Origin of the sequence: Streptomyces sp. NPDC046931, from assembly GCF_040644655.1 — a bacterium.
In the GTDB taxonomy this organism is placed as follows: Bacteria; Actinomycetota; Actinomycetes; order Streptomycetales; family Streptomycetaceae; genus Streptomyces.
On record NZ_JBEYWX010000024.1, the window covers coordinates 28,333 to 54,223 of the forward strand.

At 69.5% G+C, this 25,891-nt stretch carries 24 protein-coding genes and 2 pseudogenes; 15 read left to right on the forward strand and 11 right to left on the reverse strand.

What is annotated here, in order from left to right; genetic code table 11:
* Positions 1-323 precede the first annotated feature (323 nt).
* From ABZ876_RS30975 to ABZ876_RS31000, 6 genes and pseudogenes are all read left to right on the forward strand, one after another.
* The gene (locus ABZ876_RS30975; RefSeq protein WP_361788136.1) at positions 324-773 is read left to right on the forward strand and encodes a hypothetical protein; all 450 of its coding nucleotides are present in this window, start codon (positions 324-326) and stop codon (positions 771-773) included.
* Positions 774-1,006: 233 nt separating this feature from the next.
* Positions 1,007-1,894, forward strand: coding sequence for a prohibitin family protein (locus tag ABZ876_RS30980; protein ID WP_361788138.1), 888 nt, complete (start codon positions 1,007-1,009; stop codon positions 1,892-1,894).
* Positions 1,895-2,235: 341 nt separating this feature from the next.
* The gene (locus ABZ876_RS30985; protein WP_361788140.1) at positions 2,236-2,742 is read left to right on the forward strand and encodes a hypothetical protein; all 507 of its coding nucleotides are present in this window, start codon (positions 2,236-2,238) and stop codon (positions 2,740-2,742) included.
* 497 nt (positions 2,743-3,239) lie between these two features.
* The gene (locus tag ABZ876_RS30990; RefSeq protein ID WP_361788141.1) at positions 3,240-4,226 is read left to right on the forward strand and encodes a M4 family metallopeptidase; all 987 of its coding nucleotides are present in this window, start codon (positions 3,240-3,242) and stop codon (positions 4,224-4,226) included.
* A gap of 415 nt (positions 4,227-4,641) precedes the next feature.
* Positions 4,642-5,265, forward strand: a complete 624-nt coding sequence (locus ABZ876_RS30995) for a DUF6230 family protein (RefSeq protein WP_361788143.1) — start codon at positions 4,642-4,644, stop codon at positions 5,263-5,265.
* A gap of 136 nt (positions 5,266-5,401) precedes the next feature.
* A pseudogene (locus tag ABZ876_RS31000) lies at positions 5,402-5,746 on the forward strand (DUF6114 domain-containing protein); the annotation flags it as partial.
* A 103-nt stretch (positions 5,747-5,849) separates the two neighbouring features.
* Here ABZ876_RS31000 and ABZ876_RS31005 read toward each other — a convergent pair.
* The 8 genes from ABZ876_RS31005 to ABZ876_RS31040 all read right to left on the reverse strand — a co-directional run bounded on the left by ABZ876_RS31005 (position 5,850) and on the right by ABZ876_RS31040 (position 15,768).
* Positions 5,850-6,497, reverse strand: coding sequence for a nitroreductase family protein (locus ABZ876_RS31005; protein ID WP_361788145.1), 648 nt, complete (start codon positions 6,495-6,497; stop codon positions 5,850-5,852).
* A complete protein-coding gene (locus tag ABZ876_RS31010) occupies positions 6,494-7,393 on the reverse strand; it encodes a hypothetical protein (protein ID WP_361788147.1) in 900 nt (299 codons plus the stop codon). The genes ABZ876_RS31005 and ABZ876_RS31010 overlap by 4 nt, the downstream gene beginning before the upstream one ends.
* A 54-nt stretch (positions 7,394-7,447) precedes the next feature.
* Positions 7,448-8,431: a ScbA/BarX family gamma-butyrolactone biosynthesis protein gene (locus ABZ876_RS31015; protein ID WP_361788149.1), complete on the reverse strand. Its 984-nt coding sequence runs from the start codon at positions 8,429-8,431 to the stop codon at positions 7,448-7,450.
* A gap of 9 nt (positions 8,432-8,440) precedes the next feature.
* Positions 8,441-9,388 (reverse strand): nucleoside-diphosphate kinase, encoded by a 948-nt coding sequence (locus tag ABZ876_RS31020; protein ID WP_361788151.1) that lies wholly within the window; start codon positions 9,386-9,388, stop codon positions 8,441-8,443.
* Positions 9,385-10,470 (reverse strand): SDR family oxidoreductase, encoded by a 1,086-nt coding sequence (locus ABZ876_RS31025; protein ID WP_361788153.1) that lies wholly within the window; start codon positions 10,468-10,470, stop codon positions 9,385-9,387. The genes ABZ876_RS31020 and ABZ876_RS31025 overlap by 4 nt, the downstream gene beginning before the upstream one ends.
* 112 nt (positions 10,471-10,582) lie before the next feature.
* The gene (locus ABZ876_RS31030) at positions 10,583-12,235 is read right to left on the reverse strand and encodes a hypothetical protein (RefSeq protein ID WP_361788155.1); all 1,653 of its coding nucleotides are present in this window, start codon (positions 12,233-12,235) and stop codon (positions 10,583-10,585) included.
* Positions 12,232-14,955, reverse strand: a complete 2,724-nt coding sequence (locus tag ABZ876_RS31035) for a phosphoenolpyruvate synthase (RefSeq protein WP_361788157.1) — start codon at positions 14,953-14,955, stop codon at positions 12,232-12,234. Before ABZ876_RS31035 ends, ABZ876_RS31030 begins: the two co-directional genes overlap by 4 nt.
* 537 nt (positions 14,956-15,492) lie before the next feature.
* The gene (locus tag ABZ876_RS31040; RefSeq protein ID WP_361788159.1) at positions 15,493-15,768 is read right to left on the reverse strand and encodes a hypothetical protein; all 276 of its coding nucleotides are present in this window, start codon (positions 15,766-15,768) and stop codon (positions 15,493-15,495) included.
* 253 nt (positions 15,769-16,021) lie between these two features.
* Here ABZ876_RS31040 and ABZ876_RS31045 point away from each other — a divergent pair, with 253 nt between their 5' ends.
* From ABZ876_RS31045 to ABZ876_RS31060, 4 genes and pseudogenes are all read left to right on the forward strand, one after another.
* The gene (locus ABZ876_RS31045) at positions 16,022-16,879 is read left to right on the forward strand and encodes a MoxR family ATPase (protein ID WP_361788306.1); all 858 of its coding nucleotides are present in this window, start codon (positions 16,022-16,024) and stop codon (positions 16,877-16,879) included.
* On the forward strand, positions 16,876-18,246 hold the full coding sequence (locus tag ABZ876_RS31050; protein ID WP_361788161.1) for a VWA domain-containing protein: 1,371 nt from the start codon (positions 16,876-16,878) through the stop codon (positions 18,244-18,246). The genes ABZ876_RS31045 and ABZ876_RS31050 overlap by 4 nt, the downstream gene beginning before the upstream one ends.
* Positions 18,247-18,384: 138 nt before the next feature.
* A pseudogene (locus tag ABZ876_RS31055) lies at positions 18,385-18,510 on the forward strand (IS982 family transposase); the annotation flags it as partial.
* 53 nt (positions 18,511-18,563) lie between these two features.
* Positions 18,564-19,124 (forward strand): hypothetical protein, encoded by a 561-nt coding sequence (locus ABZ876_RS31060; protein WP_361788163.1) that lies wholly within the window; start codon positions 18,564-18,566, stop codon positions 19,122-19,124.
* Positions 19,125-19,495: 371 nt separating this feature from the next.
* Here the strand turns inward: ABZ876_RS31060 and ABZ876_RS31065 are convergent, their stop codons facing one another.
* Together ABZ876_RS31065 and ABZ876_RS31070 are read right to left on the reverse strand one after the other, a co-directional pair.
* The gene (locus tag ABZ876_RS31065; protein WP_361788165.1) at positions 19,496-20,701 is read right to left on the reverse strand and encodes an amidohydrolase family protein; all 1,206 of its coding nucleotides are present in this window, start codon (positions 20,699-20,701) and stop codon (positions 19,496-19,498) included.
* A gap of 52 nt (positions 20,702-20,753) precedes the next feature.
* Positions 20,754-22,157: a glutamine synthetase family protein gene (locus tag ABZ876_RS31070; RefSeq protein ID WP_361788167.1), complete on the reverse strand. Its 1,404-nt coding sequence runs from the start codon at positions 22,155-22,157 to the stop codon at positions 20,754-20,756.
* A gap of 208 nt (positions 22,158-22,365) precedes the next feature.
* Here ABZ876_RS31070 and ABZ876_RS31075 point away from each other — a divergent pair, with 208 nt between their 5' ends.
* The 4 genes from ABZ876_RS31075 (at position 22,366) to ABZ876_RS31090 (ending at position 23,947) form a co-directional block, all read left to right on the forward strand.
* On the forward strand, positions 22,366-22,794 hold the full coding sequence (locus tag ABZ876_RS31075) for a MerR family transcriptional regulator (protein WP_361788169.1): 429 nt from the start codon (positions 22,366-22,368) through the stop codon (positions 22,792-22,794).
* Between the two features lie 172 nt (positions 22,795-22,966).
* A complete protein-coding gene (locus ABZ876_RS31080) occupies positions 22,967-23,260 on the forward strand; it encodes a metalloregulator ArsR/SmtB family transcription factor (RefSeq protein WP_361788171.1) in 294 nt (97 codons plus the stop codon).
* Positions 23,257-23,643 carry a VOC family protein gene (locus ABZ876_RS31085; RefSeq protein WP_361788173.1) on the forward strand — a complete coding sequence of 129 codons (387 nt, stop codon included), beginning with the start codon at positions 23,257-23,259 and terminating at the stop codon, positions 23,641-23,643. The genes ABZ876_RS31080 and ABZ876_RS31085 overlap by 4 nt, the downstream gene beginning before the upstream one ends.
* A 73-nt stretch (positions 23,644-23,716) precedes the next feature.
* Positions 23,717-23,947, forward strand: coding sequence for a hypothetical protein (locus tag ABZ876_RS31090; RefSeq protein ID WP_361788174.1), 231 nt, complete (start codon positions 23,717-23,719; stop codon positions 23,945-23,947).
* Here ABZ876_RS31090 and ABZ876_RS31095 read toward each other — a convergent pair.
* A complete protein-coding gene (locus tag ABZ876_RS31095) occupies positions 23,929-24,861 on the reverse strand; it encodes a LysR substrate-binding domain-containing protein (protein ID WP_361788176.1) in 933 nt (310 codons plus the stop codon). The genes ABZ876_RS31090 and ABZ876_RS31095 overlap by 19 nt on opposite strands.
* A gap of 42 nt (positions 24,862-24,903) precedes the next feature.
* On the opposite strand from ABZ876_RS31095, the gene ABZ876_RS31100 reads away from it, so the two are divergent.
* Positions 24,904-25,554 (forward strand): maleylpyruvate isomerase family mycothiol-dependent enzyme, encoded by a 651-nt coding sequence (locus tag ABZ876_RS31100; protein WP_361788178.1) that lies wholly within the window; start codon positions 24,904-24,906, stop codon positions 25,552-25,554.
* Positions 25,555-25,891 lie beyond the last annotated feature (337 nt).

Here is a 25,891-nt window from a genome sequence, read left to right on the forward strand (position 1 = left end):
CTCTGACCGCGCTCCCGGCCCGGCACCGCGCCGGGCCGGCGGCAAGGCCCGCCCGGATGGCGGGACTCACCGCGTGCGGTGCGCCGCCGGCCGGGAGTTACGGCTACAACGGGCACAGGACGTTGGATACTTGCCGGATGAATGGATCAAGGGCTTCCTGGGTCAACACCACCCACGATTGGGCCAGTAGCGTGGACCTGGGCCATCTCGCTCGGATTCGCCAGGGGCCGGCGGAGTTCGCTCCCGGGGGTCCAGCGCACCTCCTCCTCGAGGTCGTTGCCTATGCCGCCGACGAAGCAGCGAGTCGAGCAGGGGGACGATGCGTGATCACTCTGTACCGCGACGGCTCCCTGTCCGTGGTCGATGACGGACGAGGCACCGACACTCGCGTCGATGAGCACGGCCGGATCGTGAAGAAGCCCGTGATGGCCTCGAAGGATCTGCGGTTCTTCGACTCCCCGCATGCGGAGCGGCTTCCGGACGGGTATCCGCGTCGCGGCATGTCCGTCGTGGCGGCGCTCAGTGAGTGGCTGATCCACACCAACCGCCGCCGCGACGGAGCCTGGACCCAGCGCTACGAACTCGGTGTTCCGGTGACTGACCTGACACCTCTGGAGGCCGACGGGACTTCCGGGACGCTGGTGCGGTTTCTGCCGGTCAAGTCGCTTGGTTCGCAGCGCTTGCCGACCGCGGATGATCTGACGCGGTGGACCGCTCACTGGCCCCACCTGGAGGTTCGCCTCGCCGACCAGCGCAACGCTGGGGTCGACTGATCCGGGGAGTGCCATCCCGTTCGCCTGCCCCGCCGGGAGGTCGGCCGGCGTGACACGGCGGTGAGGCGGACGTCGATGTCCCCAGTGACGACGGATCGGCGGCAGGGGCCGGGTAGTTGGCATACCTCCTCGACGAACCGCGGGGCTGCGTACGACCCAGGCAGCGAGGCCCACTACGATGCGCCCCGGGTCGCGCCCGAGGCGCGCGCATCCGTTTCCGGAGGGGGATACCTGTGTTCGTGCTGTCCGTCCTGCTGCTCATAGCGGCAGTCGTGCTGTTTCTCGTCGGCCGCGGCCGCACCGCCGGCAGCTGGAAGCTGGGGGCGGCGCTCAGCGCCGTGGCGGGCGTGCTGGCCGGCGTCTTCTCCTGCGTCCACGTCGTGAGCGCCTACGAGGTCGGCGTGCCGGTGACCTTCGGCAGGGTCGGCTCGCCGTTGACCTCCGGTGTCCAGGTCACATCGCCGTTCACCGATGTCACGTCCTTCTCCACCCGTCCGGTGGACCTCGACCTCAATGACAAGGACGTGGTCGAGGTCCGCTCATCGCAGGGCGGGGTACTGTACGCGGACGTCACGATCAAGTGGTCCGTGGTTCCGGGGAAGGCAGTCGCGCTGTACCGACTGGCGGGCAGCGAGGACGGCATCCAGGAGCGGCTCGTGCTGCCGGACAGCCGCGAGATCATCCGCAATGTCTTCGCGAAGCACACCAGCGAGGAGGGCTATGCCTCCGCCCGCGAGCAGATCGGCTCGGAGATCGCCGGCCTCGTCAAGGCGCGCCTGGCACCGCGCGGTATCGACGTCACCGCCGTCAACCTGCGCAATGTGAGGCCCTCGGACAGGCTGCAGGACCAGATCGACAAGAAGATCCAGCAGGAGCAGGCCACCGAGCGGGCCCGCGAGGCGGCGCGTACTGCCAAGGCGGAGGCGGAGCGCAAGCGGATCGAGGCGGAGGGCATCGCCCGCGCCAACAAGATCATCCAGCAGTCGCTGAGCGACAAGGTGCTCTACAACCAGTGCCTGGAGGCATACAAGGAAGCCGCCAAGGCCAATCCGGTGTACGCGGTGCCGTGCGGTACGGACTCGGGGGGCACACCGGTCATCGTGAACAGCGGCAAGAACTAGCTGCAACAGCCGTTCCCAGGCGCCGTCCGCCGTCCTCAGCCGATGGCATGCGCAGCCCGTCTGCCGATGGCATGCGGACACCGTCTTCCACGACGCGAAGCGGTACGGCAGGTCACCCAGTGCCCTCGGACCGCACCGGATTGGCGGTCGGCTCCGGAAGGATCCGGTCAGCGGATCCCCCGGTCCGCCCATGCGGGGTGCCGCTTGATCAGTAGCGCTCAAACCTCAGACCGTCGCGGCATCGATCCGACGGCCGCCCGCCCCTGGCACCCTCGGCCGTCAACCCGGGGCTACTGGTCCCGACGCCGACTGGGCGCAAGCCCACCGTGGAGCCCCGTGCGATGTCGGCGCACGACCTCCGGCAGACGGTTGCGGACTACGCGACGGCGGCTCGGAACGCCATGGCGGCAGGATTCGACGGTGTGCAGCTGCAGGCCGGCTTCAACTACCTCATCAGCCAGTTCCTCAACCCCCGGACCAACCTGCGCACGGACCGCTACGGCGCTTCGATCGAGAACCGCGCCCGAGCCGACCCCAGCGGAGAACCGTTGGAGGAGCTGGCGGCAGCCGTTCATCGCCAACCCGGATCTGCCGGCTCGGTTCGCCTCCCATGCACCGCTCGTCGAAGAAGGACCTCTTCCACGGCCCGGATACCGTCGGCTACACCGATTACCCGCCGCTGGAGGGATGAAGCAGCCTTTGCCCGCCGACCGGCTCATCACCCGCTCTCCGGGAATCGCCCTGCACCAGTGACACTGCCTTCGCTGGGCCATTGGCACCGGAGCCCGATTCCGGGACGATGGCCTGGCGGAGGCTCACGGGGGTGGGGGAAATCGACAGCACCTTGATCTCCACGCTGCTTGGCGTAGCCGGAGGTGCCCTGGCCACAGCGGCCGGCGCGGTGCTGCGTACGCGCAGCAGCATTCGTACAGCTGCCCGACTGATCTACGCCGAGCTCACCAGGGAATGCACCGCTGTGGCGTACTTCAGAACGTACGGGCACTGGGCAGCCCCCACGCCAAGCCGTGCCGCATGGGACAGCAATAGCGGAGTGCTGGCGCGCCGCCGTAGAAGCGCGTCCTTCGAGGCCGTGCTCCGCGGGTACGAGGCCCTGGAATTCATGCCCTTCATCGACGGCAACACTCTCTCACCGGGGCACCGAGAGGCGCTCGCGCGGGACGCGGTCAAGGATCTGGTGACGGCCATCAGCGAGATCGGCCGCGTGGCTCACATACCAAGAGCCCGGCTTGACGTCGTAACAACTCGGCTGAGGAATGCGCGGCCCCTTTCGCGCACGGGAGTCTCATCCACATCGGGAACGATCCCCACGTATCTGCAGGAGCGCATGGCCGACACGGGGTACTCCACACGGATCTTGCCCCATCTCGGGATACGACTCAGGGACGACCGTCTCGTGGTCGACGAGAACACGGCTTCGGCCGAGCGAACCCGGCACATAGTGTTCGACGCTGCGGGGAGCGACGAACTGATGGGACACCCGGTGGCGCGCCTGACCGGCGAGGATCCGTCCGGCGATCCGGCGATTGACGAAGCCTACGACGGCCTCGTGGCGACCGCGACCTTCCTGCGCGAGGTGTTCGGACGAGACCACCTCCATCGACCCGGGGCGCCCTACGCAGCCGTCGTCCACTACGGCACCAACTACAACAACGCCTTCATGCACAACGAAGTGCTCTTCCTCGGCGACGGGGACAACCGGTACTTCTCCCGGTTCACCCACGTCGACGTCATGGCGACCGAACTATGCCAAGGGCTGCCCGAACTGTGGTCCATGGGAGTCGAAGGGCAGAACGGGGCGCTCCGCTGTTCGATCCGTGATGTCCTGGGGACGCTGACCAAGCAGTACGCCGAACAGCAGACAGTCGAGGAAGCCGACTGGCTGCTTGGCGTGGGCCTCCTCGCCCCCGGCATCAACGGCGTCGCACTGCGGTCCATCAAGGCACCTGGCACCGCCTACGACGATGTGGACATGGGGAAGGATCCGCAGCCCGCGGTGATGGACGACTACGTGCACACCCGGAACGACAGCGGCGGTATCCATATCAACTCGGGGATCCCCAGCCGGGCCTTCTATCTGCTGGCTGAACAGCTGGGCGGCAAGGCATGGGAGCGAGCGGGCCGGATCTGGTGGGATGTCCTGACCGGCGGTGAGCTCGATGCAAACACCCAGTTCCTGGACTTTGCCCGGCTCACTGGAGCCGCCGCGCTCAGCCGGTACGGCGATGGGGAGGAACATCGAGCCGTACTGGAGGCATGGAACGGCGTGGGTCTGAGCGGCACTGGCGGGTCCCAGGTCAGCGGCGTGCAGTGATGCGGTACTGCGCGAACTCAGACTTGACGCCGATCTGACCGCCTGGGCTCAGGAGCTGATCAGCCACTACAGCATCCCGGTGAACGCCGCCCTCCTGCGAGGCGGGGCCGCCGCAGCCGGGGAGAGCGAGTCGGACTGTCTGCGCGACCGAAGGGTGGAAGCAGCCGGATTCGCCGCCCGGTCCGGCAGCACCTGGTCGAGGCGCCCGCGTACGCCTAGTCGGCGGTGCGCTGGTCATAGGCGGCAACGCCGGGACCGACGGAAATGGGGCCGAGTAGGCATATCACCCGACCGGCCGACCTGACGTGCCGTCGGCTGCCCTGCCCGCAAGTCTAGACTCCGTCACCAGGCCACCAGCACTTCGACCGCCCTTGTCCGGCACGGGTGGGGCCACCTGCACGCCCGAGGAGGCGGAATGCTGCACCGCTCCGGCAGGACGTGCTGGAAACGCTTCACCGGCGTCCTCATCGCGGGTGTCACCACGTCCGCGGCCCTCGGCATCGGTATGGCGCAAGGAGCGCTGGCCGCCTCGTTCCTCATCTCGGGCGAACGCTTCCAGGTCGCTGCGCACACGCTGCGTGCCCGCGGCGTGAGCATCTACCCCATGATCGACGTTGCCAAGAAGGGCACCCTCGTGCCGGTCGTGGTCCTTGGCTTCCGGAAGGCCTACATCACTGGGCTGTGCCTGTCCGTGGAGCTCCCGGTCCCGGTACTGGGTCCGTACACGCTGGTGCTCACCGGCGGTGAACGGCGGCGCGTCGAGGCGTCCAACTTGTTCATCGACGCGACTTCCGTATCGGCCGCTCAGGCGAACACCACCGACATCGATATCGGTGTGGCTGCGGGTGCCATCAGGAAAGGGCCGATCAATCCGGGCGACAGAAAATCGCGGTTCTTCGACCCCAACGTCTTCGCACAGCAGGCGCAGTCGGTCTTCCTGGCTGACGTGCGCGTGACCTCGGTCGCGGTCACGGCCGGAACACTCAACATCCCCGGCCTCAATCTCCGGCTCAAGCCAGGCCGCCACCGCTGCTTCTGATGCCGGGTCGACCCACATCGGCCCAGGTGCGGCCCGGCACCCGCTCGCCTCATGCCCGCCCGCCCTCACCCTGGGAAGACACGTGTTCTTGGATCCCTTCAGCAGTCGCTCAGGACCACGCGCCACCGCAGCCGACATCTGGCTCAGATTCAGTGCGTGGCGGGGTGCACGGCCCTTCTGGGCCGGGTTCTTCACCCTCACTGCGGGGTTGCCCATCATGTATTTCCCGTACACGCACTTGAATGTGGAGGGGATCGCTCTGGCGCTGTCGACCACTTCGGGAGCGGGGTCCCTGATCATCGGGGTGCTGCTCGTGGTCCTGGGTGTCTCCCTCTGGTTCCAGCCGCACGTTCACGTTTTCATGGGGATCACCACCCTGCTGCTCGCCCTTGTCTCGTTTCCCGTCGCCAACTTCGGCGGCCTCTTCCTCGGCCTGGTCCCCGGCCTGATCGGCGGTTCGCTGGCCTGCGCCTGGATTCCGCCCGCGGGCACCTCCACACCGCTGCCCGTGGCAAACCCCGACCTCGACGCCCCGGGACCGCGCGAGTGAGCTCGAGTACACGACCCCGCAAGCCGTGCGTCGTTCAGCCGCGGTCCTGCCAGCCGTTGTGGTGCAGGACCTTCTCCAGTGGAAGGCGTGGCCCGGGCCGGAAGGTGGTACGCAGCGGGTACGCCGTGGGCAGCAGCGCCCCCTGGCGGACGGCGGGCGGCAGGCCCAGCAGGTCGGCGACCTCCTGCTCACGGTCCAGATGGACCGACGTCCAGGTGGTGACCAGGCCACGGCTTCGGGCGGCCAGCGCATAGTTCCAGGCGGCCGGCAGCAGCGACGCCCACAGCCCCGCTTGGTTGCCCGTCGGCAGCCGGCCGTCGGCCAGTTCGAGGCAGGGGATGACCAGAACGGGCACCCGATGCAGTCGGTCGGCCAGCCCACGGGCGGCCGTGAGCACGGAGCGGGCTGCCTCGGGCGCCTCGTCCAGCCGCTCCAGGGCCGCGGCGTTACGGTCGTAGAAGGCGGCCCGGTACACCTCGGCGACCGCCGTGCGCACCCGTGGGTCGGTGAGCAGGATCCAGCGCCAGTTCTGCCGGTTGCTGCCGTTGGGTGCCTGAAGGGCGATGCGCAGACAGTCCTTGACCAGTTCGGGGTCCACAGCCCGCTCGAGGTCGAGGCCGCGCCGCACGGAACGCGTGGTGGTCAGCAACTCCCGGCAGGCGAGGGAAGGTTCACCGATCACGGGAGCAGCACCGCCTCAACGGCCAGGAGGAGGTAGGTTCCCACGACGAAGCCCATCGCGGCCGGCAGCGGCCAGCTGCCGCGGCGCGTGGCCAGGAACCTGTGGGTGCCCCACGCCGGCAGGGCCGCCGTCACACAGGGCAGCATGCCGAGCGGGCCGTGCGGAGCGAAGAGCAGCACCTGGCAGCCGACCGCCCCGGCCGCGAAGCCCGCGGTGACCACCGCGCTGCGCCGGGCGCCGATCTGCGCCGAGTACAGGCGGGCACCCGGTTCCGCCTCCCATGCCGTCTTGCGGGCGAACTCGAAGTGCAGGAAGACACAGGCGCACAGCGCGAGCAGCGCCGCCGCGTGCCAGTCGGCGGTGACGGTCCCGGCGGCGACCAGCGAACCGTACACATAGACGCCGAGCAGCAGCTGCACCGGGTAGGTGACGGCGAGGCTGAGCAGCTGCCGGTCGCGCAACGGCGCGGACAGTCGTTCCAGCGCGGCGAGGAGGAGTCCGTAACCGAGGGCCGAGAGGACCAGGAGGACGGCCGCCGCCGACTGTGTGGCGTTCAGGCCCGCCACCACTGCGGTGATCGCGGCAACGGCGCCGCGGAGTTCGACGACGGTGATGGCGCCGGTGACGAGCGGCCGGTCCGGGTGGTGCACACGGTCGTACTCGAGGTCCTTCTCCTCGTCGAGCATCCGCAGGAACAGCAGGGCGAGGACGACACTGACGACCCGGACCCAGGTGGCGCCGGACGGTCGCCAGGCCGTGCCGGTCAGGGCCACCGCCGAGCCTTCCAGGGCGAGGACCCACAGCAGTCCGTAGGTGGCGTAGATGTGGGGCCTGAACATACGCAGCACGAAACGGCCCAGCCGGGCGGGTACTTGAGGTACGGCGACGGTGGTCACGAGGGGTGTCCCCCTGTTCGGTTACGGGTCGGGGTCGGGTCGGTCGCGCCGGGCTCAGGAGGACCTGTGTGTTCCCGGGCCCGCGCCGACGCCTGCCAGATCGGCCCTGACCCGGTCCGCCAGCCTGATCCGGGCCTCGGCGACCAGGTATCCGGCCTGGCGGAGCGTGCACTCGATGTCGGCGCCGGGCAGCACCGGGGCGGTGCTGCACTCCAGGGGCAGGTCCATCTCGGCGAAGCAGCGGAACCGCACGGCCAGGCCCACCGGCAGCGCTCTGGGTGCACGCACCGTGCCCTCGGCGTGGGCGGCCGTCACGGCCAGTTGCCGGAAGGCTTCCAGCTCCAGCATCCCCGGCACGTGGTCGACCCAGTGGTCGTACAGGATCGGGTGCGCGGTCTCGGCGACCAGGCGGGCCGTGCGTATGCCGTCGCCCGAGGTGCACGGCGGTGAGATCACCACGTTGGCCGGGTCACGTCGGCCGACCAGGGTGGGATCGATGCGTGGTCCCGGCAGCGCGACAGGGAGTTGGGAAAGGCCGAGTGCATCGCGCTGACCGGCTCGCATGCGCGTCCAGTCCTGCGGCGGCATCCAGGAGTAGTCGATACGGGCCAGCAGGGCCTCTCGGGCACCGATGGACGCGGTGAAGCGCAGTCGCAGACCTGTCGGCCCGGAGCGGTTCCGGAACCGCTGCTCGATACGGATGCCGATGACAGCCTCGGTGGGGGCGTCACCGCACTCGAGGGCAGCCGGGTCCGGCACCTCGAACTCGACGGAGCGGAGCAGGAACTTGTGGCCCAGGGGGACGTTTAGGTAGCGGTGGGCCACCACGAAGATGCCCTGTCTGCACGCCTCCAGCAACAGCAGAGGATCGTGGTGGGTGCGGGGACCGAGGGTGTCGTCGTAGAACGCGTGGAGGCGGGGAAGCTGCGCGGCGAGCATCACTTCACTTTCGCCGTGGCGCTCCGCGTCGGTCAGGAAGACCTCCGCGACGGCGGCTCGATGCACCAGTTCCTTGGGGAGCGTCCGGGTGAACTGCATGGCCGCTCCTCAGGTCAGCGTGGTGCGGACGGCGTTCAGGTGGCGGCGCCATGTGTCGACGCCGGCCCCGTCCAGGACCGGGACTCGGTCGGGCTGCCGCATGGGCAGCGCCGTGGAGCCGACGATGACGGTGTCCCAGGGGTCGAGGTCGATGCCGTGCTCCCAGGCCGATTCCAGCAGGCAACGCGGAGTGGCGGCCGGGCCGACGCCCAAGTGGCGGGAGACGACGTCGCGCAGCCTTTCGACCGCGGGTTCGAAGTCGAGTTCCCGGGGTGTGGTGGCGGTATACAGCCGGTCGGTCAGCTCCAGTGAGTGGGCTGTCCGGTCTTCGTCCGCCAGCGCGGAGGAGAAGAGGCGGTGGCGCTCGGATTCGTCGAAGTGTACGGCCAACTCCCTGAGCACATCGGCCGGTTCGTCGGGGGTGTGCACCAGGTTGAGCAGATAGCTGTAGCGGCCGAGGAGGTGCCGTAGCTGGCCGGGCCTGCGGGCGTCCGGGTCTGTGGGCCCCTTGAGCCGGGTGAGTTCTGCCGAGGCCGGGACCTCGGGGTGGTGCTCGGGACGGACGAGCAGCACGAGGGCGTCGGCGTCCTCCAGGAAGAGCGCGGCGAGCCGCCTGCGGTAGGGGGTGGCCAGATTCCACTGGAAGTACCACAGGGACCGGATCATGGTGCGGGTCAGCCGTGTGACCGCGGCGCCGACGATCCGGTAGCCGTGCTCGGCGAGCCAGTCCACGGCGGCGTGCAGCCTGCGCGCCACCACGGCGTCCGGCTTCAGCAGCAGAGCGGCATGGCGGTGGGCGAAGCCGATGACATCGTCGGTGAGGGCGGCGAGTTGTTCGTAGCTCTCCTGGTAGTAGGTGTCCGCGCCGTACAGCCGCTGTTTGTCCGGGAGGCAGGTGAGCAGCGGTGAGACCGGAATGCCGTGCGGGGTCCCGGCGAGGCGGGATCGGGGCGTCAAGGGGTCCTCCCGTCGGTTCGGGCGCTGGTGGGCTTCCGGGGCGAGGCGCCGAGGTAGCCGGCCCGGAGGCAGTGGTCGAGGAGGCGGCGCAGGTAGGGCCGTCCGCCCGTGGGCGCCCGAGGGCCGCTGAAGGCGGCTGCCTGTGTGTCGTCGAAATGGATGCGCCGCCTGAAGTAGGTGTCGTAGAGGCAGATGATCCGGTCGTAGTAGGGGCGTTCGCGGTCGGGCAGGGCGGACGCGGAGAAGGCTGACGGGGGGACGAACCGGGGCACGTGGAAGGACGGGTACTCGGCGAGGATGTCGGAGAAATCCCTCAGGGTCAGCTCGTGGCCGACGGCGTGCAGGGTGCGGCCCTCGGCGTCCTCGCTGCGGGTGGCGGCCTCGGTCACCAGGTCGGCGACGCGGTCGACCGGGGCAAGGTCGAGGACGGCGTCGTAGTGGCCGGGGACGGTGCGCACCAATCCCCTGGTGAGGATCTTGAGCACCGGATAGATGGTCTTGAAGTCGCGGACGCGGCCGGTGCGGGCGGCTCCGGTGATGATGCTCGGGCGCACCACGGTCACCGGCAGGCCTTCCGCGGCGGCCTTGCGGACCAGGGTCTCGGCGGTGAGTTTGCTCTTCTCGTAGCCGTTGCCGGGGCGTTGTCCGACGTCGAGTTCGTCCTCGCGGGCTGTGCCGTCGCGTTCCCCGCACACATAGGCGGTGCTGACGTGGACCAGAGGGATACGGCCGGCGAGGGCGAGGTCGAGGACGTGCCCGGCGCCCGTGACGTTGATGCTCTCGTACCGCTCCTCGGGCAGTCCGAAGTCCGTGACGGCGGCGCAGTGCACGATGCGGTCGGCGGTCGCGACGATGTGCCGGTCGCCGGAGGCGAGCCCGAGGCCGGGGCGGTTGATGTCGCCGGTGATCCGGATGACGGCGCCGGGACCGGGGGTGACCTTTCTGCCGTTGTTCCGGACGAGGTCGCCGTTGTGGTGCAGGAGCGCCAGCACGGTGTGGCCCGCGGCGGTGAGCCGGGCGGTCACCTCCGCGCCGACGAGGCCACTGGCACCGGTCACCAACACCGTCATCGTGTCGGTCATGAGTCGGTCCTCCAGGGTTCCCAGGTCGTGCCTGTGGTCGTGAAGGGGCGGGCCGCCGCAGTGCGGAGCCGTGTCGGGGCGGGTGGGCGGTCCGGTGTCGTACGGCGGGCCGTCACGCGGCCGGGTGGGGCTGGACACCACTGCTGGCGAGCAGGTCGCGGGCCTCCTCGATGGGCAGCTCCGCGTCGAGATAGGCGCCGATGCGCAGCCAGTCGTAGCCGAGTTCCAGGGTGGCCCGCCAGGTGTCGGCGGAGTCGAACGAGGAGGGAAAGGTGTCGGAGCCGACGGTGTTCCGCACCAGCGCGACACAGGCGCGCAGCTCCGCGAGAAGGGTGTCGCCGCGCTCCGCCGAGTCGACGGTACGCCGGAGCAGTTGTCGGGCACGCGCCCGGATCGGCCGGACGGCTGGCGGCAGCAGCTCCATACGGCGGACCAGGTCGAAGTCGGCGGGCAAGGGGTTGACCCCGTAGGCGCTGAACAGTCCGCGCAGCGCCGCGTGCAGGGCGCGGCGTGCGGTGAGTTCGGCGACCCGCCACTGACCGCGCTCCAGCGCGCCCGTCAGATCCTCGATGGCGTTCTCGACGACCACGTTGGACCACACCAGGGTCATGGTGGCGGCGGCGAACCGGCCGGCGGGCAGCGGCACCAGGTCGATGCCGTCAGGGCCGCTCACAGCGGCGCCGCGCACCGACAGCAGCGGCTGCACGGTGGACGGAGGCGGGGTGACAGGACCGGGCGGCGCGCCGAGCGGCAGCGACGGGGTGACCGTGCCCCCGCCCTTCCACGCCAGCCGTATCAGCCCGTATCGCAGGAACGCGGCGAGCCGCGGGCCCGGGTCGACGACGCCCGTGTCCGCGGACGCCGCCAGGACTTGGGGCAGCGGCCGGCCGAGAACGAGGGAGCGCCAGACCGCTCCGGCGCGGTCGCCCAGCGCGAACACCTCGCGCCGCCCACGGATCACGTGCACCCGCTCGCCGGTCTGCCAGGTGGTGACACCGGCGACACGTTCCGCGGTGAGCCGCTCGGTTCGCCAGGGAACCCCGGTGAGACCGAGGTCTTCGGCGAAGGCGAGGCACGCGGTCAGGTGGGCTCGGGCGGCGTCGGCGTCGCCGGGCGCGGGCGCGGCGGCTTCCAGCTCCCAGTACCGGTCGCGCACGTCGGGCCGTGCGGCCCGGTCCAGTTGCATCGACAGCCACTTGGGTTCGAGGTAGGTCTCGCCCAGTTCGGCCGCCCACGACTTCATCGTCTGGACGAGTCCGGCGCGGCTCCAGTCGACCGCCTCGTCCGTCTCACCGAGGCAGAGCAGCGCCATCGCGTGTCGCAGGGACTGACGGGCCCGGTGCGCCCACCAGTCGACCGCGATACGCCGGAACCGTTCGAGGGGCAGCATCGCCTTGGCCTCGTCGACCAGGGCATGGCCGCGCAGCGGGTGACTGTGCAGCAGCCTCTGGCAGCGGTTGAGCAGGTCCTCGGAGATCCGTCCGGGCCGCTTCGCCTCCTCCTCCAGCAAGCGGAACTGGTCGGCGAGTTGGTCGATCGAGCGGGTGCGGATCTCCACCCTGTGGCCGTCGACGAAGAGCAGCGACGGCATGGTGGGCAGGGCGTCCTCGCAACGGTCGATAAGCAGGAAGTCGATGTCGGAGGTGGAGTTGCCGAACCCCTCCGCGATGGAGCCTTCGAGCGCCACCGCCCACTCGGTGTCCCCGGGCAGTTCGGCGAGGGACTTGCCGAGCAGGGATTGCAGGTGGTCCTCGGTGAGGATCACGGATGTGTCTCCCTCCTGGGGACGTCCGGATGCACGGTCGTGTCGCCGTCGGGCGGGTCGCCGAGTACGGTCACCGTTCCGGCGGCGCCGTCGACGCGCAGCGGGGTGCCGGTGCGGATCTCGGTGGTGGCGTCCTTGACCTGGACCACGGTCGGGATACCCAGCTCCCGTGCCACGACGGCGACATGGGTCAGCGGGCTGCCGCGTTCGATGACGAGAGCGGCGGCCGAGGGAAGCACGGCCACCCAGCCGGGGTCGGTGCGGTAGGCGAGCAGGATGCCGCCTCCGACGTCGCGTGGGGTGTCGGTGACCACGGCGTGTCCTTCGGCGATGCCGGGGCAGGAGGGTGTGCCGCGCAGTTCGCGGGCACCGCCGCGGGCGGCCGGTTCGCTGGTCCAGCCCGCCCGCTCGAGGTTGTGCGACCAGTAGGGGGCGCCGCGGGTGGAGAAGCGAGACGGCGCGTGCAGTGCCGCGTCGGCGGCGAGCTGCCTGCGGCGCAGCGCGGCCAGTTCCTTCAGCTCGGTGTGCACGATCATGCCCTCGTAGGCGCCCCGGACTTCTTCCAGGCGCAGCATGAACACGTCGTTCCAGGTTTCTATGGCTCCCGTCCGCGCCAAGTCGCGGCCTATGGCGCGCAGCATGCGTTTGGCCGCGCCGAAGGCACGAGTGCGGCAGAACCTGAGCCGTTCACGGTCGGCGAGCGCCGCCCTGGCCTTGCCCCGGACCCTCTCGTACACCCAGCGGCGGGGGCCGTGAAGATGCTGGTCGAGGTAGGCGTCGGCCTCGCCGCCATGGCGGTCCCCGCCGCCCGTACCGTTGCGCGGCGCGTCACGCAGCAGGGTGAACAGTCCAGCCGGGTTCTCACGGAGGTCGGGGACCTCCAGCTTGAGTTCGTCGGGGCTGCGGTAGCCGTAGTCGGCGACGTACGCGTCCACGTGGGCCAGGAACTCGGTATGGCCGGCCTCGCGCAGCGCTCGGTAGGCGTCGGTGTCGGGGGTGTGTTCCAGCAGGTGCCGGACCTCGGGGTCGGCATGCGCCTGCACGGCCAGCGCGGCCAGGGCCCACACCGGTTCGGCGGACTCGACGTTCCCGCCCGGGGCGGCCGCGGCCCATGTGAACCACTCGGGGGCCTGGGGCAACCACCTTCGGGTGAGCAGAGCCAGCAGGCCGATGGAAAGCAGGATCGTGGCGTCCAGGACCTGCATCGGGCCCCATTTCTCAATGAGTTCCCTCTGTAACCGACGGAATCGGCGGTAAGTGTCGTCACCGGGCAGCGCGTCGTAATCGACATTGTTGAAGATCGCGTACGAGCGGTGGAAATCCCGGTGGAAGGTCTCCACGGATCTGCGGATGGTCAGGAACCTTCCGGCGAAGATCACCGTACGGGTCAGCCGCGAAATCCGGCCGCGTAGCCCGGCTCGAGGCGTAAAGGGATGAAGGGTGTCGGCGGTCTCGTCGGAAACGCTCTCCTCGACGCCCAGGGATTTCTCGAGAACTCGGCGGTTGAGCGGATAGAGCGGCGCCAGGCGCACCATGCGGTACCAGTGGTACAGGTTGTAGTAGACCCGTCCATGGACATAACCGAGCAGATGCGGGGTCCACTCCTGCACCTCGCGCAGTGCCTCGCCCTTGACGCCGAGCGCGCGGGCGTAGCTCTCGTACACCTTGGCGTAGACGTCGGCGGCGAAGCTGTAGGTGAGGGGGGAGACGACACCGCTGAAGCTTTCGATGATGTTGGAGTTGTCCCAGATCCGCAGCTCCCCTTCGGCTCCGGGCGCGGTGCGGGGCGTGCGAGCGAGGGTGGTGACGGGCCGGCTCTGCAGGACCCACAGGGTGCCGTCGGCGATGGCCCACTCGATGTCCTGCGGAGCACCGTAGTGTTCGGCGGCGCGCCTTCCGACGACATGCAGCCGGGCCAGGTCGTCGGCGGTCAGCGACAGCGCCGTGCGGTCCTCGTCGGGGACCGGCGTCACTTCGCAGCCCGGTCCGCTGCCTGCCTCGTAGCGCTCCTGCTTGTCGCCGATCAGCGTGCTCAGCGTCTCCCCCGTGGTGGCGTCCAGGACCACGGTGTCCGCGTCGACCGCGCCGGAGACCAGCCCCTCCCCCAGTCCGTGGACGGCACTGACCACATAGCGGTCCGTGCGGCCGGTCGTCGGATCGGCGGTGAACAGCACGCCGCTGCGCTCGGCGGGCACCATGCGCTGGACGACGACGGCGACGCCCCGGGTGTCGGGCGGCAGTCCGCGTTGTGCGCGGTAGCGCAGGGAGCGTTCCGAGAATGCGGAGGCCCAGCAGCGGCGCACATGGGCGATGACCTCGTCCGGCCCGGAGACGTTGAGGAAGCTGTCGTACTGGCCGGCGAAGGAGTGCTGCGAGCCGTCCTCGTCCGGGCCGGACGAGCGGACGGCCACCAGACCGCCGCCGGCCTGCCGGTAGGCCAGGGCGATGGCCGCGGCGAGGCGCTCGTCGAGCGGCGCGGCCTCGATCCGACGGGCGATGTCCTCGGCGATCTGCCGGGCCCTGCCCGCCCAGCCATCGGCAAGCAGGTGTCCCAGGTGCTCGTCCAGCCCACTGCCGCGGCAAAATTCTCCAAAAACGTCGAGGCCGAGCACGGACCAGCGCGGTACTTGAAAACCGGACTCCGTCAGAGCGTAGAGGTTTCTGCCTTTCCCGCCGGCCAACTCCGCGATCAGGGAACCCTCATGGGAAGGGGTGAGCACGCGAAGGAGTCGACCATCGGGCCCTGCGGTGAGCGACAACTCGTTTCCTTCCGAAGAATTTTTTTCTCAACCTCACCGAGATGTTTCACGACCGTACCCTTCAAAACCCTTGAGTCGGCCGCTGCGGCCGTTTTAACTGAATATCGCCCATGGTTCACCGTCAGATCAGGACGGTCGCGTGGGCCGGCAGCCCCGCAGGACCGACCGGTCATGGCAGGCCCCAACCGCCCCCGTGACCACGGCCTTCGACTGCCGCGGGTTGTTGCGTTCCCCGGGGTCTCGGTCCTTGCCGGCTTCCGCTTCTATGGCCGAAGACGACCGGTACGGCCCTTGACGCACGCCTCGGGGAGATCCGCTTTGGGACACTGACCCTGTACCGGCCTCCGCCGAGGTCGGTCGCCGGTCGCTCCGGGCGCGGTGGTGTTCACGCGGGATACGACGCCCGCCGAGCTCCCTGGCCTGGGCGGGGCCGCATCCTGATCGCTGCTGCGCGGCGGACGCCGAGGGCCCGTCGATCTGCCTGTGCAGTGCCTGCCGCTATTGCTTGTTCGCGTCCTGGATCGCTTTGAGGTAGTCCTCCGGGGGCAGCTTCGCGCACTCGGGCAGGCTGCTGTCCGCGGAGTCGTGCTTGGCGGCGGCGATCGCGGCGGCACACGCGGCGATCTTCCGCGCATGAGAGGCGTCGGAGACCGAGCCCGCCGTCACGGCGGGGCTCGGCGCCGAGGGTTTGTCACTGCCCGCTTCGGAGTTGGAGCATCCGGTCAGCGTGAGTGCGGCAGTGGCGGCGAGTATCGAGATGCAGGTGCGGCGCATGGGTCTCCTTGGAGGCCGGTGGTGGCGGCATCATGCACCCGAACAAGCACTTTCAGTGATGTATGGATGACGCTGTGTCCGTGTTGTGATCTGCGGTCCGCATGCCGGGCCGTCTCGGGGCACCGCCCCCGCTTGTCCGGCGGTCTCTCTTGGCCCGTCGAGGCGAGTGGGCTGCGTCACACGTGACAAGAGCGCTGAGCAAGCGCTTAGATAGTGCTTTCGGAGTCCGTCACACGAGCCGGAGGCCTCGTTGCTGTTCACATCCGTCGACGACGTCTCCGTGCGACTCGCCGAGACCGGCTATCTGGCGTCCTCCGCCGTCGCCACCACCGTCTTCCTGGCCGACCGGCTCGGCAAGCCGCTCCTGGTGGAGGGCCCTGCGGGGGTCGGCAAGACGGAACTGGCCAAGGCCGTGGCCCAGGTCGCCGGGGCCCGACTGGTCCGGTTGCAGTGCTACGAAGGCGTCGACGAATCACGTGCGCTGTACGAGTGGAATCACGCCAAGCAACTGCTGCGCATCAGTGCGGGCCGTGACGAGACCTGGGACGAGACGCGCACCGACATCTTCAGCGAGGAGTTCCTGCTGCCGCGTCCGCTGCTCAGCGCCATCCGGGGCGACGACCCGAAGGTGCTGCTGATCGACGAGACCGACAAGGCCGACGTGGAAGTGGAGGGTCTGCTTCTGGAAGTGCTCAGCGACTTCCAGGTGACCGTACCCGAGTTGGGAACGATCACCGCGACGAACCGGCCTTTCGTGGTCCTCACGTCGAATGCGAGTCGCGAGCTGTCGGAGGCGCTGCGCCGCCGCTGTCTGTTCCTCCATATCGGGTTCCCGGAGGAGGAGTTGGAACGGCGTATCGTGCGGCTGAAGGTGCCGGGGCTCGACGAGGTGCTGACGCAGTCGGTGGTGCGCGTCGTGGGGGCACTGCGTTCGATGGATCTGCGGAAGGTCCCGTCGGTCGCCGAGACCATCGACTGGGCGCGCACCCTGCTGGCGCTGGGCGCAGACACCCTCGACGAAGCCGTCGTGCGCGACAGCCTCGGCGTGCTCCTCAAGCACCAGGATGACATCCTCAAGGCGGCGGCCAAGCTCGACCTGGGCGCCGTGTGAACTCCCCCGCGGCGGAAGCAGGGGTCGCCGAGCGGCTGACGGGTCTTGTCGGCGCGCTGCGCTCGCACGGCGTCCGGATCGGCACCGGGGAGACACTGGACGCCGCGCAGGCCCTCCAGGCGCTCGGCCTCACGGACCGGGAGCGGCTGCGGGAAGGGCTGGCCGCCACCCTGCTGCACGGTGAGGCGCAGCGGCGGGTATTCGATCAGGTCTTCGATGTGTACTTCCCGAGCCGTGTCGGGGCACCGGACGCACAGCCGCCCGCGGACCGGGAAGCCCTTCGGGAGCGCCTCGCGGCCGCCCTCGCCGCCAACGACGAGGCGATGATGGCTCAGCTGGCGGTCGAGGCGGTGAACGGCTTCGGCGGATACGGGTCCTCGCCGGGATCGGACGGCTGGTCGTCGTACCAGACCCTTGACCGGCTGCGCCCGCAGACGCTCATGGCACGGGTCCGGGATGATGTCAGAGCACAGGCGGACGGGGCGGGTTTTACCGACCGGCTCCTGGAGGACGAGATCCGCAGGCGGATCGACGTCTTCCGCGGGCAGGTCGCCTCGGAGGCCCGGCGCCGGGTCGCCGAGCGGCGGGGCAGGGACCAGATCGCCCGGCGGGCGGTCCCCCCGCCCCTCGACCGGGTCGACTTTCTGTTCGCCCGGCGAGAGCAGCTCACCGAGGTACGCAGGGTGGTTCAGCCGCTGGCGCGCAAGCTCGCCACCCGGCTCGCCGCGCGCCGCCGCCGCGCCGCACGCGGCACCATCGACCTGCGGCGGACCCTGCGCGGATCGCTGTCGACGGGCGGCGTACCGATGCGGCCCGTGCTGCGCCGACGCCGTCCCGTACGGCCCGAACTGGTGCTGCTGTGCGACATGTCGGGCTCGGTGTCGGGCTTCTCGGACTTCACGATGCTGTTGGTGCAGGCCCTGCACGACCAGTTCAGCAAGGTGCGGGTGTTCGCCTTCGTCAACCGCATCGACGAGGTGACCGGGCTGGTCGCGCACGGCACGGCCGATACCGAGGGACTGGCGGCACGAATCCGGTCGGAGGCGGCACTGACGGACTGGCATGACAGCAGTGACTACGGCGCCGCCTTCGGTGAGTTCGCCGAGCGGTACGCGGAGGCGGTGGGCTCCCGTACGACGGTGTTCGTCCTGGGCGACGCGCGGACGAACTTTCGCGACCCGAACCTGCCTGCGGTACGGCTGCTGTCCGAACGGGCCCGTCGCGTGTACTGGTTGAACCCCGAGCGGCGCTCCCTGTGGGGCACGGGCGACTCCGCCACGGCTGACTACGCCGAACTCCTCGACATCCACGAGTGCCGCAACGTCCACCAGCTCAGCGCCCTGATCGCTCGCCTGCTGCCGATCTGACCACACCCGGCACCCGAGGCCGCCCGGTCGACTGCGAGCGGCATCGAGCTTTGCAGCGTCGATGATCATCGGAGACCTGCGTCGATTGAGGCACGACACCGGGGCACTGACGAACGATCCGGACACCCTCACAACAGCCTGCGGCTGCACCTGGTGTGCACCCTCGGCGGGCTGCCGGTCCTGTTCGCCGTCACCGGCGCGAAGGCCGACGAGCGCGAGACGCTGCGCGACGTGCTCGGCACCGCGCCGGACGTGGTGGCCTCCGGGCAGTATGTTGGCGAGCGGCACCGCGTACACGGCGATCCGGGGGGATGGAAGTGGATTGGGACCCGCCAAGGCCGACCGAGACCTGGGTACTCGACAAGATTTTCGACCGGACAGATGGTTGGAACTACTCAGCCGGCGACGTGCCGATCAGACGGGTGATTCATCTTGCCGACGGAACCCCAAACTATGAGGTGACGGTCGACGGAATCGCCATCTACACCCGGGAGCTCCATCGGTGGAAGGAGGGCATCGAGCGGAACGTGTCCGCCGGACGCCTCGTCGCAGTAGTCCAGTTCACCGGCATTACTATCCACGATCCCCAAAAGCTGCTGGTCGCAACCTATGAGACGTCGGGCTCGCCGGCATTTGGCATCAGCCCCCAGGGTCAGCCCAGCCTGCACACCGGTTTCCCAATAGCCCCCGGCTTCCCGGTCGATCTCGCCCGAAGGCAACTGATGGTGTGCATGGGTCTGCTGGCCGCCGAAAGCAGGGAGCTCCTGACCGCCTGGAATCAGAACCCCGTGACGCCACAACGGACTGTCGACTGGACCAGGTACGAGGGTGCCGCATCGACGGCGGCGACATTCCTGCGTTCGCTGCTGGGCTTCTGATGCGAGGGTCGGGTGCCGTGGCCGTCGGCGCGGCCCGTGGTAGCGGCGATGGATGGGAGCGGCACCATTCGGTCACTGGTCGCCTCCCGCGCCTTCAGGCCTCGTCGGTCGTGCCACTCCCCTGAATCGGTCCACTGCTTGCCGGAAACGGGTCGCCTCCGCCGCGGCGTCAGCGTGCCCCAACCCGTCTCCGGCAGGCGGTAGTCCGAGGACGACCCTCCCCGCGCTTGACCATGGTGAGCGTCGCGGCCGCACTCCACCCGGTCGAAGGCGCCGAGCAGATCGCATGCCTCTTCGACGACAGGCCCGGTGCGGCGCCCGGCGGCGTGCAGATGGGCGAGCGCATGCGAGAGAGCGCGGCCCAGCTCCTCTCACGCAGAAAACCCGTACACACGAACGGCGTTGTCGCGCCCCGCCCACGTGGCGATCCTCAGCGCGTCCGGCAGGCTCAGTTCGTCCGCATCCACCCGGTCCTGCAACAGCCCCGCCAGACCCTGACGGAAAGCCAGTGCGCCGAGCTGGTAGAACTCGGCGACCCCGTAGGCATCGGAGCTGTAGAGGAGTTTGCGGAACGGGGTGATCTCGAGTGCCTCCTCCAGGATCGCCCGGGCGCGGACGGGACCGGAGTGGTGCAGGATGAGCCCGACATCGAGGTGCACCTGCTCGAAGACGGCGGCCAGATAGGCGGCCTGGCGCTGGTACGGCCAGCAGTGCAGCAGCAGGACCGGGATGGTACCGGAGATCAGGTGCAGCCAGTCCGTCAGGTGGGCGGGGTCGACCCGGTGCATCCGGATGTCGTTGTCCCCGAAACCGGTGTGCAGTTGCAGGGGCAGCCCGAGGTCCACCGCTGTCCAGAGCAGATGTCGTACGAGGACGGGGTCGTCGATCCGGGGGCGATCCGGTGGGTTCTCTTCGGCACGGGGCGCGGTGCTCCTGGTCGCTTCCGCGGCCAGCCAGCGCCGGGCCGCCGTGGTCACCTCGGCGTCCGAAGGCCGACGGGGATCCAGGTCGAATCCCGTGCGGTAGGCGGCGACGGACTTCACCGCCACCGCGGCTCGCTCGGTCACGGCCTCGCTCATGGCAGTGAGGAACGCGCCGGCGTACTCGTCGGGTTCCACTCCCCCGGCCGCCACGGTCTCGGCGACGGCCTCGAGTCGTGGCACCTCGTACGCTGCCGCGGCCGGGCGGCCCGTGGCAGCGGCCAGTTCCGCCGGTGTCGTGAGGCGCTCCGGAAGGTAGCCGGTGTCCACGCAGAACACGTCGGTTTCGGCTGCGGCAAGGAACCTGCGATTGACCTCGCGCCAGCCCAGCTCGGCCCGCCGGGCGAGGTATTCCGGGGCCGGCGCGTGCCGCGGCAGGTCCAGAAGGGGAGCGCAGTGCCGGCGGATGGCCACGCCGGCCGGGGTGTCGAAAGGCGTGATCCCGCTCGCGGGCCATACATCGCCCTCGGTGATGAGCGACTGGAACGCCTCCGGATCGAGATCGGCGGTGACGACGCCATGACAGTGATGATCCACGAGGGGCAACCGGGCCAGGGTCTCGTGGACCGGCCCGGCGGCCGGTGGCGTGCTGCTCATGACCGGGCGCTCTCCTTCACGGTCGATGGGAATCCGCTGTCCTCGGCCGCGATCAGTACACCCACCGGTACGCCGTCGCCACCTGCTCGTCGTCCAACCCGGCCACCGTGGCCATCTCCCCGAGGCGTACGGCGATGATCGCGTCGGCCAGGACCGGCCCCAACGCCGTGCGGAGTTCGGCGTCCTCGCGGAACCTTTCCACGGCGTCCTCGAGTGATTCCGGCAGACGGCGCACTCCTCGCGTCTGCGCCTCCTCTCCGGTGAACCGCGCGGGATCCCCGGTCACCTCCTCGGGCAGCGGCATGGAGGCGGCAACGCCGTCGAGTCCGGCGGTGATGAGGCAGCCGAGTGCGAGGTACGGGTTGGCGGCCAGGTCGACCGGCTTCACTTCCAGGTTCGCGGCCTGCTCGTGTAGTCCTGCGGTGCCGGTGATCACGCGCACCGCGGATTCGCGTGTCTCACGGCCCCACACGGCGAACGCCCCGGCCCACTGCGAAGGTTTGAGCCGCAGATAGCTGGCCGGGCTCGGGGCGGTCACCGCCGTGAGCGCGGGAAGGTGGGCGAGCAGGCCGGCGGCGAACGACTCGGCTTCGGCTGTCATTCCGTACCGGCCGTCGCCGCCGGTGTGGAGATTGATCCCGCCGCGCCAGGCGGAGAGATGGACGTGCCCGCCGTTGCCGACCCCCTCCGCGGTCACCGCCGGCGCGAAGGAGACCCTGAGCCCATGGCGTCCGGCCACCGCGCGGATCGTCTGCCGCACCAGCACGCTCCGGTCGGCCGCGGCCACCGGATCCAGCGCCCCCACGGACACCTCGAACTGCCCGGCCGCGTACTCGGGGTGCACCTGGTCGACGTCCACGCCCTGGGCTGCAAGCGCGGCCAGCAGTTCAACGGTGTAGTCGCCTACTTCGACCTGCCGGGTGGCCCCGTACGCCGGACCCGTGGTCGCGGGAACGAACTCGTCGCCCGCCGTGGTTCCCCGCCCGAGGGTCCATTCGACTTCGATGGCCGCTTTGAAGGTGACGCCGTACCGAACAGCGGCGTCCATGACCACATGGCGCAGGAAGGTCCGGCTGCACCCCGGATGCCGCTCACCCTCCTGGGTGATCCGGTCGACCGGGACCCATGCCCAGCCCGGCTGTCCGGCGAGGACCACCAGGTGGTCGAGGTCGGGGTACAGACGAAGATCACCGTCGGGGGAGCCGAGTACGTCGGTGGTGACGATGGAGTCGTTCGCCAGGAAGGTGTCGAACACCGGTGACATCCCCAGGCCCCAGGCGACCGCGGGCCCGAGCCTGGCCGTCGGAATGGTCTTCACGCGAGTGATACCCGCCGTGTCGACGTACGCAAGAACGATGCCGTGCACGCTCCGCGCCGACAGTTCCGCAGCCAGTGCGGTGGCCCGCTCCACCTCACTCGGACGTCCGCCGGGGACAGGGTCGGCCAGGGTCGTCATATGTCCTCCTCCGTCCTCCTCGGCGCGTTCCGGCCCCCTGGTTGCGAGCGGGCCTGGAGCGCGGTGGCACGCAGCCGATGCACCAGGCCAGAATCACCCACACCGGCAGGCCCGAGGCGGTCGGCCACGCCGTCGAGGCCGAAAGCCACGCCCTGGCAAGGGCCTTTTCTGCGACTTGAACCGCGATTCGAGTCAAGGGGTCAGAGCAGTGAGGGAAGAACCGTTGTTGGACATCGCCGAGGTCGCGCGGCGGTCGGGCTTGGCGCCCTCGGCGCTGCGGTTCTACGAGAAGAAGGGGCTGATCGCCGCCGCGGGCCGCAACGGTCTCCGCCGTACCTACCACCCGGGCGTGCTGGAACGCCTGGAGCTGATCACCTGCGCGCGCAGCGCAGGGTTCTCGGTCGCCGAGATCGGCCGGTTCCTGGTGGCACGGCCGTCCGACGCGGACCTGCGCGATCGCATGGCCGACAAGGCCCGCACCCTCGACGAGCAGATCGGCCGGCTCACACGGCTCCGCGACAGCCTCCGGCACGCCGCGGTCCGCAAGCACGAGCCGATCGTCGACTGCCCGGAGTTCAAGCGGGCCGTCGGCAATGTGTCCGCGCCTGCGATGACCCCGGGTGGGGCCGGCTCTTGAACCCCACCGCGCAGCCGGACGAGTAGGCGCCGCGTTCGGCTTTGTGGGTCGCGGCCCGTCCAGAGGCAGCCGTACCAGATGCAGCCGTACCAGATGACGCGTCAGGTAGCGCATCGGATGGTGCGAGCGCATCCGATTGTCAGGCAAGCCGTCACTTGCCTATGGTGTGGCTGTGGCGGAAGATGTCTTCAAGGCACTGGCCGACCCCACCCGCCGACGCATCCTCGACGAGCTGGTGGAACGGGACGGGCAGTCCCTGTTCGAAATCTGCGCGCGGCTGGCCACCAAGCACGGTCTGGGGCTGTCCCGCCAGGCGGTCAGCCAGCATCTCGCCGTGCTGGAGGCGGCGGGCCTGGTCCGGACACGACGCCAGGGCCGCTACAAATTCCACGATCTGAACACCGAACCGCTTGAGCGCATGGTCACCCGATGGCTCAGGCCCGATGTGCCGGAGAGCACTCCATGAAGATCCACCTGTCCAGCGTTTTCGTCGACGACCAGGACAAGGCCCTGCGCTTCTACACCGACGTCCTGGGTTTTCTGAAGAAGACCGAGGTCCCGCTCGGCGACTACCGGTGGCTGACCGTGGTCTCGCCGGAGGACCCGAACGGCACCGAACTGGTGCTGGAGCCCGACGGTCACCCCGCGGTGAAACCGTACAAGGCGGCGCTGGTCGCGGACGGCATCCCGGCCACCTCCTTCGCCGTGGAGGACGTGCACGCCGAGTTCAACCGGCTGCGCAACCTCGGGGTGCGGTTCACGCAGGAGCCGGCGGAGATGGGTCCGGTCATCACGGCGGTGCTGGACGACACTTGCGGCAACCTCATCCAGATCGCCCAGTACAAGTAGGCCCGGCGCAGCGACCGGCACTCGGCAGCCGTTCAGGCATCGAAGCCCGGGGTCACGGCTGTGGGTCACGGCTGTGGGACAGATGAAGGGTGAGAAGTTGCGCGTCGAGTGGATCTGGGTGCTCCCTGTGGGCGCACTGCTCCTGGTGGCGTGCGACTACGGGGGCGTGGCGCGGCTGATGTGGGACATGCAGCCGGCAGCGGCACGGAAGACCTGGCCCGGTCCGACGGGTCTCCGCGTGATCGCCGGGATCCTGGCGATCGTCGCGATCGCGACTCGTCTCCTTCAGCCGACCGGCGGCTGAAGGCTCCCAACCAACGAGAAGAATCTCTGCATGCGGATGAGCAGGGCGCGTGCCGCCGGGGTCGTGGGGCCGCCGGTCGGCCATGCGAGAGCGATCCGCCCGCGGAGGCGGGGAGAGGTGAGCGGGAGGGTGCAAAGGCCCAGGGCGGCTGCCGCCTCGGGCGGGATCTCCGGGAGGATGGCCACGCCCAGACCGCGGGAGGCGAGGCGTGCCAGCAGGGTCGGCTCGGCAGCCTCGAAGGCGATACGTGGCTGGAATCCGGCCTGTGTGCAGGCCCGCTCGAGTGTCCCGCGCAGGCCGGTGCCCCGCGGAAGGCTGATGAGAGGCCGGTCGGCGAGCGCGGTCAGGGGGAGCTCTGTGCGGTCGGAGGGTGTGAGCAGTGGGTCGTCCGGGGACATGGCGGCGACCAGCGCAGTGTCGATGACGATCCGGAGGCTGATGCCGGGTGGCGGGTCGTCGTCGGCGATGCCGACCACCGCGAAGTCGAGCTCACCGCGGCGCAGGGCGGTGAGCATGCGCGCCGATGTGTCCTCGGTGAGAGATATCTCGACCTGTGGGTGCTCTTCGTGGAACTCGGCCAGTACGGCGGCCACGTCGTACCTGTCGGTCGCCGTTGCCGAGACGAGGCCGATGGTGACCTGCCCCCGGACCAGGCCGGTGAACTCGTCCACCGTCTGCTGTATCCCCTCGACCGCGGCGAGTGCCGCCCGCGCGTAGGGCAGCACCGCCTCACCCACGGCCGTGGTGGTCACCTTGCGGCCGGAGCGGTCCAGCAGAGGCTGTCCGAGTTCCCGCTCCAGTTGCCGGATCTGGGCACTTACGCCGGGCTGGGCAAGGCGCAGGCGAGCGGCGGCGCGGGTGAAGTTGGCCTCCTCGACGACAGCGAGAAAGTACTGCAGCTGGCGGAGCTCCATAACCAGGGATTCTAGTTGTGAGAAGTCCCTGGTCTTGGACATATGGCAGCCGATTCGACAGGCCCGTTGATCATGGAGAGGGCAGCTGAGCATGTCCGCGCTGCCATCGCGGCCGAACGACGTGAACTGGCCGATGTTCTCCATGGGTTGACGGGCGATCAGTGGGAAGCGCCGAGCTTGTGCGACGGATGGACGGTGCGGGAGGTCGCCGCCCATATGAGCATGGGATTCCGGTACTCGTTCGCCAGGACCGCACTGGAGCTCGCCCGGGCGGGAGGCAAGCTGCACCGGATGACCGACCGCCTCGCGCGCCGTGACGCTGCTGCCCTTACTCCTGCCGAACTCGGGGCAGCACTCCGGGACAACGCACATCACCCCTGGAAGCCACCGGTGGGTGGTCTGGCTGCGGCACTCGGCCACGATGTCGTCCACGGATTGGACATCACGGTCGCGCTCGGCCTGGCGCGGCAGGTCCCGAAGGAACGCCTGCGGGTCGTGCTGGAAACCGTCAAGCCGCAGACGCTGCGGTTCTTCAGGGCGAACCTTCAGGATGTCGAGTTGCGGACAACCGACCTCGCTTGGTCATACGGCTCGGGCACCCGGGTGATACGCCCGGCTCAGGAGCTTCTGTTGCTCGCCTACGGGCGCAAGCTCCCAGCCGGCTTGGACCGACGGGAGCATCGGCGACGGTGAACGCGGAGTGCCCGAGTGTCAGCGGGCCGCGAGTCGGATGCCGGACGTCTGGCTGTCCGAGCGGTCTGTCGCGATGTCGTACCGGGGCCACCCGCGGTCGCCTCGGCACTGCCCCGCGGAGTTGAGCCGGGAGCCGGATGAACCGGTCGTCGTCTGGGGTGAGCCCCGTGTCGGCGGCCGCTTCGGCCAGTACGTGTAGGTGAGCGCGCTCGTCCCCGGCGAGCCGCAGTACGTCGGCAATCGCCGCGTGACCATGGCCGGACCGGTGCACGTCCCGTCCCTCCAGATAGGCGTGCCGGGTACTGCTCACGCCCGCGAGCACGGTGAGCTCCTCCCG